This is a genomic window from Geobacillus subterraneus (assembly GCF_001618685.1).
Classification (GTDB): domain Bacteria; phylum Bacillota; class Bacilli; order Bacillales; family Anoxybacillaceae; genus Geobacillus; species Geobacillus subterraneus.
Genome location: NZ_CP014342.1, coordinates 1092862 through 1106661, shown reverse-complemented (window position 1 = coordinate 1106661; position 13800 = coordinate 1092862). Strand labels below are relative to the sequence as shown.

Genomic DNA, 13800 nt, shown 5'->3' with positions numbered 1-13800 from the left:
GGCTAGACTAAATAAGTTGTGGTTGGCGGAACGGCTCTTTGCGGGAGATCATGCAAAAGATGATCACCAACATCCGCCGAGCAATGGCGATGAGGGCTTTTTTCTTCCCGCACCGGGCCGCCAACGACCAAAACTTTCGGGACAAGGGATGCGTCTTGGATCGAGCTGCTGACCATGCCGCCTCGCATAACGCCGATCGGAGATGGGGATTGCCTTTTGTCGTGCGCGTGCTCTTTCGCTTTCCGGCGCTTTCATGGTTGCCGGGGGACAATCCAGTCCATGAAGCCGCCCGTTCCGGCGTTTCAAAGACGCTCATGTCGGTTCCCATCTCGGCTATGATGACGGCGGCGGTTTGTTTTTTCACTCCGGGCATGGTCATCAGCAGGTTCACTTCCTCGCGATACGGCTCGAGCAGGCGGTCGATGTGCTGGTCGACTTCTTCGATTAACTGCTCCAATTCCTCAACGTGTTTCCACAAGAGGCGAAGGAGACGGAGCTCGTGTTCGGTCAAGGTGCCGAGCAGCGAATCGTACACCGCTTGCTTTTTCTTTTTGAGCCTTCCGCGCAGGCATTGATCCAACTCGTCCTTGTCCACGTATCCCTTCTCAAGCAGCCGGGCGAGGATGTCTTTTCCGGAAACGCCGAAGAGATCGGAGAGGACCGAGCCGAGTTTGACATTGGAAGACTCGAGCACTTTTTGAATCCGGTTTTTCTCCGAAGTCAGCTGTCCGACCCACTTTTTGCGGAGGCGGGTAAAATCCCGCAATTCGCGAATATCCGCTGGGGGGACGAAACTTTTTTCAACGAGTCCATGGCGGAGCAGCTTGGCGATCCACTCGGCGTCCGAGACATCGGTTTTTCTTCCCGGGACATTTTTGATCCGCTGCGGATTGGCCAGTGTCAAGTCGACATAGCCCTCGAGGAAGGCGAAGACCGGTTTCCAATACACGCCGGTGGATTCCATGGCGACATGGGTGACGCCATGTTCTTCGAGCCACTCAAGCAGGTCGCCAAGTCCCTTCGAGAACGTGGAGAAGGTTTGAATGTCCTTTTGAATGTGTCCATCTTCTTCCCATAGCGCGCAGGCGACGATGGTTTCGGCATGAACATCCAATCCTGCGCAGCGAGGATAGATGACATCCATGATGAAAATCCTCCCTCTAGAAATGTTGATCTATCAAGGCTTTTCGGCCTCTCAGGGGTGTCCAAAAAATATTTTTCGACAAAATCCCTTACATCCTTTTTCAGTTTTGTGGATATCTTACAGACCTAGGGTGCGCTTCGCGGCCACGGCTGGTTATATTTTCCTGCCGCGGGGGGAAGCATATTCGATGCACCCTTTGGATCTCCGCGTCGCTGATGAGGACGAACCCTCCCATGTCTCCGGGCGTCTTCGCGCCAACATTCCCTCGTTCGGTCTCGTCATCAGGCGGAGGCCGGCCAAGCTCCTTTAGGGACTCAAGGTCGAATGGATGAAATCACGCCAGCTTCTCCGGTGTCATCTCGTTGTCCAACGATTCTTCCGTTCGCAGGGGGGAGGCCTTAGGCCGCCCGTTGCACCTGGGACAAGACGTCCTGTTTCATTCGCTCCGCGTCAAACGCTTGTTTCTTCGTACAAATCGCAAACAGCACATTCAACAGCTTCCGGCACAAGGCGACGATGGACTGCTTTCCGGTCAGCGGATTGACGGATCGGGTCGTATAATACTCATGCAGCTCGCGAAACGCCTCGTTATGCCGAATCAGCGGAATCATCGCCCGAAACAGCACCGAGCGCAACCGTTTCCGTCCCCGTTTGGAGATGTGCTTTTGCCCTTTGCGCTGGCCGGAGGAGTTCTCCTTGAGCGTCAGGCCCGCCAACTTCACCAATTGGCGCGGGTCCCGATAATGGGCGAAGCTGCCGATCTCCGCCAGCAGATCGATGATCGTGGCGTCTCCCAACCCGTCGACCGTTTTCAACCATTGGTACTCCATCGTCGTTTGAACCAATGCCTTCAACTCGGCGTCCAGTGCAGCGATCTCCGCCTCCAATTGGCGGTATCGGCGGACGAGCGCGGCGATCTCAAACCGGGCCATCGCTGTCCCTTCCGTCACCCCAATCGAGTCCTTCGCGGTGTTGATCAACGCCTGAATTTTGGCCTTCTGCGGGCATTTCATCCCTTCGCTTTGCCGGTACACCTCAAGAAGCTCCTCCACCGTCCGGCCGGCCATATCAGCCGGAAGCGGCGTCCACTCCAACACCGAAAGCGCCGTTTTCCCCAAGTCACGAAACACGGTCCAAAACTCTGGAAAATACCGATCCGTCCAGCGGACGATCGCGTTTTTCACCGCCGTCTGTTCCTTGCGGAGCTTCTCTTTGAGCGTGCTCCCCACGCGCAAATCGGCTTCAATCTCGTGCAGCAGCCGGGGAACGAGGAATCGTCCGTCTTTTGCCAGTCTGGCAATGACCAGGGCGTCTTTGGCGTCGTGTTTCGTCGGCAGGTTGTCATCAAGTTCTTTCGACCGGCACACATGCGCCGGGTTGACCATGACCAACGGGATCCCGTGCTCCTCGAGGAAGTAGGCCAGGTTCAACCAGTAGTGCCCGGTCGGCTCCACGGCGACGATCACCTCTGACTTCCCGAACGCTTGCATCGCCCCCTGAATCGCTTTATACAGCTGTTGAAACCCCTCTTTCGACTGGAAGATCGGGAACGATTTGCGAAGCACGCGCCCCCGGTCATCCACGAAGCAGGCGTAGTGGGTTCGTTTCGCGATATCAATACCCACGACAAGCGTTTGTTCGGTTACTTGATCAATTTTATAGTTTTGTGTACAATTCATCTGAAGTCCTCCTTGGTATGGTGAGTGATGTGGTTGATACCCCTGCATCATACCAAGAGGGCTTTTTTTGATCAAGTCCCCGGAAAAGCTCCTAACGGGAATGCTCCTTTTCGATGATCGAGTGCGCAAACAGCGAATCCACGGGAGAAATGCGGCAGTTTTCCGTTCGTCGTCACCTTTCCTCCGCATCGGGAAAGGGCGGACAATGGGTGGTGCACCCAGTGGATTCAAACACTTTTCCGTACAGGGTCTAAGCCACCATTAAGCATAACGTCCTGTTGAACTGTTTGCGCCTACTCTTCATTATGGGAAGAAAAGGGAGATTTTCATGCCCGGGTGGAGAGCAAAAATTGCTCATGGAACTTTTCCTGCAGTTTTTCCGTTACACTAAATTTCCACAAAACTCCAAATCCTTCTTTTTTCAAGCTTTCTTCCAACATCTTTATCGTTTCGTTCATTCCCCTTTGTACTTCAATCGTATAATGAAACACCTTCATCATCTTTGGCGAGGAGACCCCGACTTCTAAGCGAGAGCGAAAGTCGGGGAGGAATCGCCCTTCCTCCTTTCTTTTGTATATGATAGAATAAGAATGTGGAGAAAACCGTTGAATCAAGGCACTCCAATCCCCGTTACTCGATGTAGGGAGTTGGTTGCAGGAAACGTTGCAACCGTAAAACATCGAGCGTACATCCGTCTGTTGTGCGTGGAAGTCAAGTACTGCCTACAGACATGCCGAGCCACTCGGTAGCGATATAGGCATGACCTATGTCGTTGGGTAGTCGTCAACCTGCCCCTGATGCAACCCCAAGTCAAGGAAGGAGGACGAAGTCCGTTCGCACTTCTGGGGAGTTGCAAGCCCCCGCTTCAAGCGTTAGCTAAGTGGGGGTAGTTGACTCAACCGCCCTTCTCCAACATATTGCATGTTATTTCACTTTAGTTGTATGTAAAACTAAACAATAATATAAATGAAAAAAGCCGAGCATTGTCTCGGCAGCTACTTCACTTTGTTAAGAAACTTCAACGAATCCAACCATACCAGATTCTTTATGTCCGGGAACCGTGCAATAAAAGCGAAAAACACCGCTTTCGACCGGTATGAACCTGATTTCGGCTGTTTTTCCTGGCAAAGAATGAATATGGACTGTTTGATTTTTTGAATGATTCCCATGATGACTTTGTTGTAAAAGAGATACTTTCATATTTTCGAATTCGATATCATGTTCAACTTCACCGCTATTTTTGAAAATTAAGGTTACGGGTTGTCCTGCAGAAAGTTTGAAATCTTTAGGGAAGTAAGCAAATTCGGTTGCTTCAATGACTACTTTTTTCGCCTTTGTACTGGAATTCAACGGAGAGCCAGACGACTTATTATGGGTCATCGATTGACTCATATGGGAATTTTTTATGGGCACGTTATGGTCTTGAGCGAGTTCATTGTATAAGTGGTTATAGGTGTAGAAAAACAGCAGAAAGACGATTGATAATAACAATGGATTATGGAATATTTTGTTGATGAAAGAGAAACGGTTAAAACCAGTTTCTTGCTGAAGCATGTATAAAACAATACCAATCATCCCAACAAATATGACGAGCATTACACGAATCATTGAATTTTGGTGTTCCGGCGAAATCATTTCTCCTAACATCGCTCCCATCATTCCGCCCATTATTCCTGACAAAACGCCATCTATGATGGCCATGACACTAATCGGCAGCCCGGTCAAAAAACCGGATAAAAACCCAAAACCCATTCCTAAAAGGGTTGAGAAAAAGAGGTTACCGCTATACAAAATCCCGACCAGCAAGCCACCTGTTAGCCCGACCAACATTCCTAAAGCCATCGCCACCATCATTCCGATCATGCATGTGATTTTCTTTCTTTTTATGAATACGAAAACAATAACAATTAAAGATAAAATCGTTACAATGATTCCGGTTAATAAAATCGACAATGAATGATCCCTCCCTGTAAGTTTTTATTTGTACACATATATGTGGGCAAGCGGTTAGTTAGTCCTTTTTAAATTTATTAAATTAACCCGTGGTGCTAGATAAAATCGAGTAAGCATAAAAATAGCCCTTGCTTGTGGATCTCCTGTAGAATGAAAGTGTTATCCAACATTCGAAAGGAGAATCCCCATGCAAGAGCACTTTCATTTTACTACAGATCAAGCAAAGATTCAAAAACAATATGCAGTCATTTTCTTTTTTGTTTCTGCCCAGCTGTCACAAATTCAATTCTATCTTCAACGTCGCAATCGTCATTTGGTGAAACAAGAAGATACGGTGATCATTGCTATTCATCTTTTAGGTGTAAATTAGCACATTATTTCAGAATCCCTTTTTCAAATTATTTCAGGCGGATTCCGAAATAATGTGCAAAATTTTTGCGGATTGTTCCGGATTTTGCACATTCTTTCGGAACGTTTGCACGCTCTTTCAGATGAAGATTTCCAGCGCGCCTGGTGGACCGATGGAAAAGAGAAAGCACAAAAGAGGCCGATTCGGCCCCTTTCGTGCTAATACCCCATTTCCTCTGTGGCCATGCGTACCACTTCTTCGTCAATGACGTCCTTTTTCAGCTGATGCCCGTACAGCAGGCATGTCGTAGCCAACGTGTTGATCACCCGAGGCCATCCCCGCGACTGCAGGGCAATCGCCTCTAACGCCGATGGAGTGAAGATCGGATGCTTCGCCCCGGCCTGTTTCATCCGATGCTCGATGTAGCCCGCCACCTCCTCCTTCTCGAGCGGCCCCATCCGGCATCGCATGATGATCCGCTGATCGAGAGGGCGGTGCTGATTGAGCCGCAGCTTCCCCTGTAAATGGGGCAGCCCAGCTAACATCAAGACAAAGGGGTTGGTTGAATCCATCTCAAAGTTGAACAAGATGGCGATGTCCTGTAAAAAGGCATCCTTCGCTAAATGCATCTCGTCCAATATCAACACCGGTGTGATCCGCCGTTCATGATACAACCGCTCAATGGCCTGCTGGATTTGGCGGAAGAGATCCACCTTGCGGTATTTCGGTTCTTCCCCCAACCCAAGGGCCAGCCCGCGGTAAAAATCCATCACGCCTCCGGTCGATAACGGGAAGTAGACTACGTGATACAAAGAAGGGGACAACGATTCTTTCCACGCCCGAAGGGCGAATGTCTTGCCCGCCCCCGGTTCTCCGGTCAACAGCCCGATTCCCCGGGTTCGTTTCACGTACTCCAGCGCCCGCAGCGCTTCTTGAAACGCTGCCCCTTGATACGCCTCGGACGGGGCGGTTTCTTTCGCAAACGGCTCCCGCGAAAGAGAGTAGAACGATTTATACACCGTGTTCTCCCTCCTTCGCTGGAACTGCCGCAAACGGCGACCGGTGACGCTTCACATGGGCGTTATCCTCCAAACGCACCCGAATGGCTTCCGCTACTCGTTTGCCGTCTTCGTACACATAGACGCCTCGTTCGTCATAGCGGAGCTCAATCGATTGCCCAATGAACCGAGGCGGCACTTCGTATAGCTGTTTATTCAGGGTGATCGTGCCATCGGCTTTCACCTTGCGGTGCTCCCGTTTCAGAAAAATCGCATCCAGCCAGTCGATGTCTTCGATCCACACCACTCGTTCCACTTGGGACTGAAACACCTCATGCGGCGTTTTTCCGTCCAGTGAGGCGTGTGGTTTTCGGTGATACTCTTCTTCAAGCCACTTCCCAAACCGCTCGTTCAACTCGTCAAGCGACTTTGGCGGATTCAGCTCCAACAGCGGATAAAACCGCGTCTGTACGGTGCGGAAGAACCGTTCGATTTTCCCTTTGCTTTGCGGGTCATACGGCTGGGTGTGGATGAGCGTAATCCCCATCTCGGCGCACGCATACTGCAGCACCTCGGATCGATAAATTTTCCCGTTGTCCGAGTAAATGCGTTTCGGCTTCCCGCAACGAATCACCGCTTCCTTTGTGACGACCCGCAGCCCGTCAAACTTCTCCGAAGGGAAAAACTGCGCGTACGGCACCAACCGCGAGCAGTCATCGATATAAGCGATCAGAAACGTTTTCTGGGCTTTCCCATGGACGCGAATCGTGGGTCCATGGGATAAGTCTCCTTGCCATAGCTCATTGATCTGGTCATACGCAAAACGCTTTCTCTCCGGCATCGGCAAGATTTCTTTTCCCACTAGGTTGTGTTTTTTCAACAGTCGATATATAGTAAAATATGAGAGGGTGGTAGGAATGTCCCCCTGCTTGGTGAGTTGTTCATAGAAAACGGTAACGGGCATGGTGGGATGTTCCTTCCTCAATGCTAGAATATGATCCTCATCATCGGGCGACAGACGTCTGGAGCGGCCGCGGTCCGAACGGCGCTTCGGCTTCAAGGCGTCGAAGCCCCCTTTTTTGTATCGAGCACACCAATCCAGAATCGTCTTCGTCGCAATGAGTTTGTCCCCTTGATGAGGAATCGAGTGCACTCGCCCGCCCACCTCATTCAAATACGCTTTGGGTTCCACCTGCCCATTCACCAACGGAGCGATCAGCCCGTACCGAAACAGGGCGATATCGTGTCTCATCGATTCATCCATCCGGATCTCCTCCTTGCCTCTCTGTGATTTTGGACCGTCCCGGTCCCTCTGCCCCCTATCTTACGAAACGGCTCGAGATTCGTCGAGAGGAAGGGTTTGTGGAAACATCAACAGTCCCCTTTTTTGGTTTTTAATGTAAAATTGGGAAACGGTTTAATCTGCAAACAGATGCCATCTCTCGTTGGCCCACAGGTCTTGGATGATCGAGCCCACCCCCCGTCCCTCCAAGATCTGCATCCACCAGACCGCCCGTTCGGTTCTTGCGTTCCCCACAGGGCCGATGATCCCCCATCTCCTCGCCGCCACGTGATGCAAGCGGGGGAGATTCCGGAAAAATCGTCGGACATAAAACAAAATGACCCCCTTGGTGGGAAAACCAACCTGTTTGGTCTTCGCTCCTCGTCTTGGCGTTTCGAGCCATGCTTTGACCGCTTGCCAGATGACGGATGGGGTATATTGAACATACGGGAGGAGGAACGAAGGCAGCACACTCACGGTTTTGCGGCATTCTTGGCAGCGGTACCGCGCGATCCAAAGGCGATACTCCCCCTCTGCCGTCAACGCATAGCGTTGGTAATATCCGTGACGGTGCAAGGGGCGGCGGGATAGACAGTGGGGACATTGGTTTACATCTCACATTTCGCACCCTCCCAACGAAAATCGGGAGGATTTTTTCGTTCCGATGTCGAATGAATCCTTGACACACAAGGAAAGTGAAGGAGTTTTTCTCTCATGAACGTTCAAGTCAAAAAGGTCTATCGTAATGATTATTTGAATATAATAAGTGCCCTATTCAAGAAACTGGGCCTGCCCCAATTGATTGACCATCTCGTTCCCGTTGATCCACAGTGCCAGACTCGAGTCAGCGATGCCGTTCAGGCCATCATCTACAATCTGTTTGACGGCCGGCAAGCCCTCGTTCACGTGGAACGATGGGCTCAGGAGGTCGATTGTGAGAAACTCATCCGTCCCGGTCTCCATCCTTCCTGGTTGAACGACGATGCCTTGGCTCGTCATCTCGACCGCTTGTATGAGGCCGACATTCACAAGGTGATCAGCACTTGCTTGATTCACATTTATCGCAAAGAAGGCCTTTCCCTCCGAGCCTTTCACGCCGATACGACGGACAAGACGGTTTACGGCGCGTATGAATCGGCCTCATTAGAGGCTTTGCAGATCACACATGGCTATAACCGCCATCATCGTTGGCAAAAACAGATCGGCTTCGGACTGGTCGGCAACGAGGACGGCATCCCGTTTTACGGCGATGTGCACGACGGCAACCTGCCTGACAAAACGTGGAATCCGGAGGTGCTGTCCCGTGTCCACGAACAGCTCAAACAAGCCAAGATGGAAGACGAATGGATTTACGTGGCCGATTCCGCCGCGATGACAAAAGACACTCTGGCGCAAACCAAAGCGGCCAACGCCTTTTTGATCACCCGAGGCCCTTCGTCGCTTCGGATCGTGAAACGGGCATTAGCGGAGGCCGATTCGGCCCACATCCCGTGGAGCGACCCCTTTACCCTGGCGGAGAGAAACGGCGCCACGTACCGGGTATGGGAAACATCCTCCACCTATGAAGGCCACCCCGTTCGGCTGATCGTCGTCGAATCGAGTGCGCTCGACCAGCGAAAAGGAAAGACGCTCGAAAAAGAACGAACCAAAGAAGCGGAGCTTCTTCGCGAGGAACAAGCCCATTGGGAGCGCCACCCTTTCTCGTGCCGGGAAGACGCTGAACAAGCCTTGGCGTCCCTCAAGACGTCCCTTCGCCCACGGTTTCATCAGGTCAAGGCCGCGGTCGAAGAGATCGTACGCCCGAAAAAACGGCGCGGACGGCCGAAAAAAGGGGCGGAACCCGAGATGGAGACGCGGTATCTCTTGCGCCTTGACGTCGAATTCGACCAAAACGCGTGGGAACAGGCAAGACGGAAAGCGTCCCGGTTTGTCCTCGTCACGACCGTTCCGGAGGAATGGAAGGGCCAACAAATGGATGCCCAAGAGATCTTGAAGCTATATAAAGGGCAGATCTCGGTGGAAATGAACTTCGCTTTTTTGAAAGACCCTTTTTTCACGGATGAGATCTATGTCAAAAAGCCAGAACGAGTTGCGGTATTGGGCTATTTGTTTCTCTTGGCCTTGGCCATTTACCGCGTCTTTCAGCGCCGGGTGCGCCAGTTCATCACACCCGAACACCCATTAAAGGGCGCCGGAGGCCGCAAGCTGACCCGACCGACGGGGCAGGCGATTTTCCAGCTGTTTCAATATGTGAACGTCGTCCTCCTGGAGCTGCCGGATGGACGCATCCAACGCTCACTGGATCGCTCCCTCACCCCTGAACAACGAAGGATTCTGCAGGGGTTGGGGCTGGATGAGAGCATTTACGTGTAACGTCATACGGAACGACCAGCGATGGTAAAAAAAGGATAGCCATCGCTCGTCGTGTTGGTCAAAAAGTTATTCTGAAAAACTAAATAAAAAATCCTTTGTTTTGACCTTGTTAGGGTGCGAAATGTGAGTTACATCAGGAAAATCGTTCTCTTTCCCACGATCCGTATACGTTTGAATGTCAATGCCAAAGTCGTGAAACTGGATCACACTTCCTCCCCCCCTTGAAACGAATGGCAATCTTCGTCCGAAACAATTCACAAAAAAATTAGCACATTCCTTCAGAAAAGGGGAGAGGGCTTTCTGAAGAAATGTGCAAAAAAATGCTTCTTTTATTCCAAAATAAAGTGATAATTTACATTTTAGGAAAGCTGCTTGGCTTCTCTTCCGAACGTGCATGGCATCGCTTTGTCACCGGAAATTTGTTCACAAACGGGCAGTTTCTCGAACGTTCCCGATACAATCGCCGTTGCCGGGCGCTGCGCTGGGCGATGAAATGGATCCGCCATGAACTGGCGAAACGCGGCCAACATCATGCCTATGCCGTGGTCGATAGCTTGCCGTTAGAGTTGTGCCATGCTGCGAGAATGCATCGTGTCAAACGGTTTCAAGGGATCGCCGACATCGGGTATTGCGCTTCAAAAAAGCAATGGTACTACGGGTTGAAACTGCACCTTCAAGTGACCGATCAAGGTTTGCCAATGGGATATGTGGTGACGGAAGCATCCTGCCACGATCGAATCGCAGCCGAAAGCGTGATGACCCAAATTCCTCATCCCTATAACCTCGGGGACAAAGGGTTCATTAGCCGTGACTTGCAAAAAAGGCTGTACGAAGAATACCAAATGGCGCTTTGGACTCCGTCTCGAAAAAACCAGAAACATCGCCCGTCCGAGGCATGGGAGAAGTGGATCCAACAAAAACGCAAAGTGATCGAGACGGTGTTCTCGGTTCTGGTTGACCAATACCGGATCACAGAGATTCGAGCGAATTCCATGATCGGATTTGAAGTAGCGCTCGACGGCATATTGTTAGCCTATTCGCTGGTCACACTAGGGCTAGTTGAGTTCTAACGCTCAACTAGCACCACGGGTATATAGGTGAATGATTATCGTTGTCGTAATGTAATATTAATTAGTTGAAAAACCAAGTTTGATTTATATAGCACCACGGGTTTTATGTTAGTAAATTTGCTCAAGTACAGATACGTAGGGAATTATCAATCAGAACTTTAATCTCTTTTGTTCTTTTCATTTAAAATTTTATCTATTTTTTCAGTTAATCTAGAGCTATCTATAGCTCTTCTAACTGCTGTTTCAATTATTACATATAAAATTAACCCTGAAAGAAGACACCAAAATATTAGTAACCCCAAAGATACTTTCACAATCTTCCCCCCAAAACAGATGTTTATCCACGAGTGTTGATTATCCAAAATTATACATACGCCTTCCATAAATTTGGGCATACTCAAACAAAGCAGCGGCCATCCCGGATTTCCAATCGAGAGGAAGCTGCCCAGAGAAAAAACGGCGAACGAACGAAATGAAGGAAAGAGAGACGTTCGTCTGTTTTTTGGTTTGATCATACAGCCATCGCAGCAACACATACGCGATGAACGCCGCAAACAGTTGGTTGTATACCGCATTTTCCGTCGTGCCAAACAAGGTCGGGACATTCAGATATTGCTTCACCCAACGGAAAAAGACCTCAACAGTCCAACGTTGTTGGTACATGTCGGCAATGGTTTCCGCAGACGCATGGAAGAGATTCGTCACGACCCGAATGTCGCGGCCATTTGCATCTCGAAAGATCACTACCCGGTGACGCTTGGTGGAGCGGCATTGTTTCGTCCCCAACTGGCACGTGAAGTCGGCTTGAACCGATGAAGATGTGCTGGAAAGGCGTTTCAAGCTTTTTTTCTGATGAAGTTCGATGTTGTCCTTCATTCGAATGACAAAGAGCTGATGCTGCTCCACAAATCGATCGAGGCGTTCGATTTTGAAATACGCCCGGTCTTCCACCAGCACTTGTTGAGCGTTCGTCAACTGTTCTCCCACTGGGCCATCGTGACGCAGTCCGGTCGTTTCCACCACGTCTGCCGGCAGCGAGGATTCCGGCGAATACGCGACGTGCAGCTTCACTCCGGCGCGTTCGCCGTGATACGGCGCCCATGGCAGGCGGTTTTTCCCGACCGTGACGGTCGTCGAATCCACCACCCGAAGCGGTTTGGGAAACCGAAGCGAACGGCGGGTTTGGCGGTTGCACTTGGAAATGATCAACGCCAACAAGCGTTTCATGATGTCATAGGGAACTTCTTTCGCTTTCTTGGATACTGTGGAATAATGGAATCGCGGCAATCCATACAGAGGCCCCACATCGGCTCCGTGGCGAAAGCTTTTCCATTGATGCATGGCGGCCAGCAGGAAGAAGTGAATCCACTCGCGCAACGTAAAGGTTCGAGACGAATCACGATCCCCAACCGCTTCGGCAATCCGTTGAATCTCTTCATCCGAAACAAGTTTTTGCATCAAATTCGGGAGTGTGGTATGCTTGTTCATAGAGAGCACCTCCTGGGTTTGTTTGTGTCGTTACTCACATTCTACAGGAAAGGTGCTCTTTTTTCTATACCCTTTGGATTTTATTGGATAATCAACACACCTGACTTTTTTTACCTTTTTACCGTTCTGTTTCTGAATTTCTTATCTTCTTTTTCTTTAGAAGTTTTAAAATCTTGCCACCGCCATAAAAAATGGCAGCGAACACGATACCACTACTTGATAGTAATGTTTAAGTTCTGCCTATTATATATTTTAAGTAAATAAATAGAAATAATTGAGAAAGTTCCACCTAAGATAATGATAATTGATAAAGCAAGATAAATAAAACGTATATTTATCATATCTCCTAAATATCCAACTAACAAATATGAAGTAAAACTTATATAAGAAATTGCCATTGATATTGTGCTTTTTACCCTACCTTGGAAATTTGTTTTTACATTAGATTGGATTAGTGTATCAGAATTAATCCGTGTACTAACAAAAAATAATCCCATCAAAAAATAACCTATTACTGCTTGGATTAAACCATTAGAGTTAGAAAATATAATAATAGAACCGGCTAAACAAAACATGCCTATACTTAAGAATTTGTGTTCATCTATTTTACTAGTAATTTTTAATAATAGAAACCCTCCTACAATAGCACCAGCAGCCCATGCAGAATCTATTATTCCAAACTCTTTTGCACCAAGTTTCAAAATTTCCCCAGTGAATGACGGTAACAGTACATTAGAAGTATAAAGAGCAATATAAAGAATTAACTGAATAACTGCTATACATAGTACTAATTTATTGTATTTTAGATATTGAACTCCTTCTAAGAATCTACTAAAAAAATTAGAGGATTTTTTAGAATCATTATTAGGTAGTACTATATTATTTCTAACCAAAAAGGTAAAAAAGGCTGACACATAAAATGATACAGCATTTAATAACATTACAAAAACCGGACTAAAATGCATCATAATAATCCCACTAATACTTGTTCCTATTAGTAGACCCAATTGATTAAACATACTACTCAGGGAATTAGCAGAAAGTAGATTAGTTTTAGGAACTATCTCACGAACTAATCCTCCGGAGGCCGGTAAGTAAAATCGATCTCCTATTGACATCAAAAAAACAATTAAATAAACTTGCCAGATTAATAAAACATCTAAGTAGTACAATATAGGTATAATTAATACTATTGTCCCTCGAAAGCAGTCTGCAATTATACATACTACTCTTCTATCCCATTTATCAATTAATACACCTATCCATGGGGAAAATAGGATGCCCGATAAGCTTGAAGTAGCAAGCAACCATCCCATTGAAGACGAACTACCAGTAAGTTTATAAAGAAACCATGCTATCCCTATAAATTGCATTCCATTTCCAATAGAAGAAATAGTTGTACCTATAAAATATTTTCGAAAAGCAGTATTAACTAAAACAGATTGTGATAATCGAAGCAATTTG

General features: G+C 48.4%; 11 protein-coding genes and 3 pseudogenes. 3 read left to right on the top strand and 11 right to left on the bottom strand.

Going from position 1 to position 13800, the window contains the following annotated elements; translation table 11 throughout:
• Positions 1 to 7 precede the first annotated feature (7 nt).
• The 4 genes from GS3922_RS05500 to GS3922_RS05485 form a co-directional block, all read right to left on the bottom strand.
• Entirely contained in the window at positions 8 to 1144 is a 1137-nt protein-coding gene (locus GS3922_RS05500) for an IS110-like element ISGka2 family transposase (protein WP_014195317.1), read from the bottom strand.
• Between the two features lie 398 nt (positions 1145 to 1542).
• Positions 1543 to 2823 carry an IS110 family RNA-guided transposase gene (locus GS3922_RS05490; RefSeq protein WP_012749092.1) on the bottom strand — a complete coding sequence of 427 codons (1281 nt, stop codon included), beginning with the start codon at positions 2821 to 2823 and terminating at the stop codon, positions 1543 to 1545.
• Positions 2824 to 3149: 326 nt separating this feature from the next.
• The gene (locus GS3922_RS18325) at positions 3150 to 3281 is read right to left on the bottom strand and encodes a DUF302 domain-containing protein (protein WP_257722319.1); all 132 of its coding nucleotides are present in this window, start codon (positions 3279 to 3281) and stop codon (positions 3150 to 3152) included.
• Positions 3282 to 3831: 550 nt separating this feature from the next.
• A complete protein-coding gene (locus tag GS3922_RS05485; protein WP_063165539.1) occupies positions 3832 to 4776 on the bottom strand; it encodes a plastocyanin/azurin family copper-binding protein in 945 nt (314 codons plus the stop codon).
• Positions 4777 to 4963: 187 nt separating this feature from the next.
• Between GS3922_RS05485 and GS3922_RS05480 the strand changes: the two are divergent.
• A pseudogene (locus GS3922_RS05480) lies at positions 4964 to 5137 on the top strand (IS982 family transposase); the annotation flags it as partial.
• A gap of 206 nt (positions 5138 to 5343) precedes the next feature.
• On the opposite strand, the gene GS3922_RS05475 reads toward GS3922_RS05480, so the two are convergent.
• From GS3922_RS05475 to GS3922_RS18115, 3 genes are all read right to left on the bottom strand, one after another.
• On the bottom strand, positions 5344 to 6144 hold the full coding sequence (locus GS3922_RS05475; RefSeq protein WP_063165537.1) for an ExeA family protein: 801 nt from the start codon (positions 6142 to 6144) through the stop codon (positions 5344 to 5346).
• On the bottom strand, positions 6137 to 7387 hold the full coding sequence (locus GS3922_RS05470; protein ID WP_063165536.1) for an IS481 family transposase: 1251 nt from the start codon (positions 7385 to 7387) through the stop codon (positions 6137 to 6139). Before GS3922_RS05470 ends, GS3922_RS05475 begins: the two co-directional genes overlap by 8 nt.
• Before the next feature lie 153 nt (positions 7388 to 7540).
• A complete protein-coding gene (locus GS3922_RS18115; RefSeq protein WP_236933434.1) occupies positions 7541 to 7948 on the bottom strand; it encodes a DUF6431 domain-containing protein in 408 nt (135 codons plus the stop codon).
• A 171-nt stretch (positions 7949 to 8119) separates the two neighbouring features.
• On the opposite strand from GS3922_RS18115, the gene GS3922_RS05460 reads away from it, so the two are divergent.
• Positions 8120 to 9778, top strand: a complete 1659-nt coding sequence (locus GS3922_RS05460) for an IS1634 family transposase (RefSeq protein ID WP_063165535.1) — start codon at positions 8120 to 8122, stop codon at positions 9776 to 9778.
• Between the two features lie 114 nt (positions 9779 to 9892).
• Here the strand turns inward: GS3922_RS05460 and GS3922_RS18425 are convergent.
• A pseudogene (locus tag GS3922_RS18425) lies at positions 9893 to 9985 on the bottom strand (DUF6431 domain-containing protein); the annotation flags it as partial.
• A 143-nt stretch (positions 9986 to 10128) separates the two neighbouring features.
• Between GS3922_RS18425 and GS3922_RS05455 the strand changes: the two are divergent.
• Positions 10129 to 10848, top strand: a pseudogene (locus tag GS3922_RS05455) (IS982 family transposase); the annotation flags it as partial.
• Positions 10849 to 11006: 158 nt separating this feature from the next.
• On the opposite strand, the gene GS3922_RS17560 reads toward GS3922_RS05455, so the two are convergent.
• From GS3922_RS17560 to GS3922_RS17095, 3 genes are all read right to left on the bottom strand, one after another.
• On the bottom strand, positions 11007 to 11162 hold the full coding sequence (locus GS3922_RS17560) for a hypothetical protein (protein WP_155116435.1): 156 nt from the start codon (positions 11160 to 11162) through the stop codon (positions 11007 to 11009).
• Positions 11163 to 11202: 40 nt separating this feature from the next.
• Complete coding sequence (locus GS3922_RS05450) at positions 11203 to 12336, bottom strand: IS4-like element IS5377 family transposase (RefSeq protein ID WP_063165533.1); 1134 nt, start codon at positions 12334 to 12336, stop codon at positions 11203 to 11205.
• Positions 12337 to 12548: 212 nt separating this feature from the next.
• Positions 12549 to 13796, bottom strand: coding sequence for an MFS transporter (locus GS3922_RS17095; protein ID WP_168157875.1), 1248 nt, complete (start codon positions 13794 to 13796; stop codon positions 12549 to 12551).
• Between the last annotated feature and the right edge of the window lie 4 nt (positions 13797 to 13800).

Excerpts from the sequence above, each read along its gene's own strand:
- GS3922_RS05500 (WP_014195317.1), bottom strand. The coding sequence starts at position 1,144 with ATGGATGTCATCTATCCTCGCTGCGCAGGATTGGATGTTCATGCCGAA.
- GS3922_RS05490 (WP_012749092.1), bottom strand. The coding sequence starts at position 2,823 with ATGAATTGTACACAAAACTATAAAATTGATCAAGTAACCGAACAAACG.
- GS3922_RS18325 (WP_257722319.1), bottom strand. The coding sequence starts at position 3,281 with ATGAACGAAACGATAAAGATGTTGGAAGAAAGCTTGAAAAAAGAAGGA.
- GS3922_RS05470 (WP_063165536.1), bottom strand. The coding sequence starts at position 7,387 with ATGGATGAATCGATGAGACACGATATCGCCCTGTTTCGGTACGGGCTG.
- GS3922_RS05460 (WP_063165535.1), top strand. The coding sequence starts at position 8,120 with ATGAACGTTCAAGTCAAAAAGGTCTATCGTAATGATTATTTGAATATA.
- GS3922_RS05450 (WP_063165533.1), bottom strand. The coding sequence starts at position 12,336 with ATGAACAAGCATACCACACTCCCGAATTTGATGCAAAAACTTGTTTCG.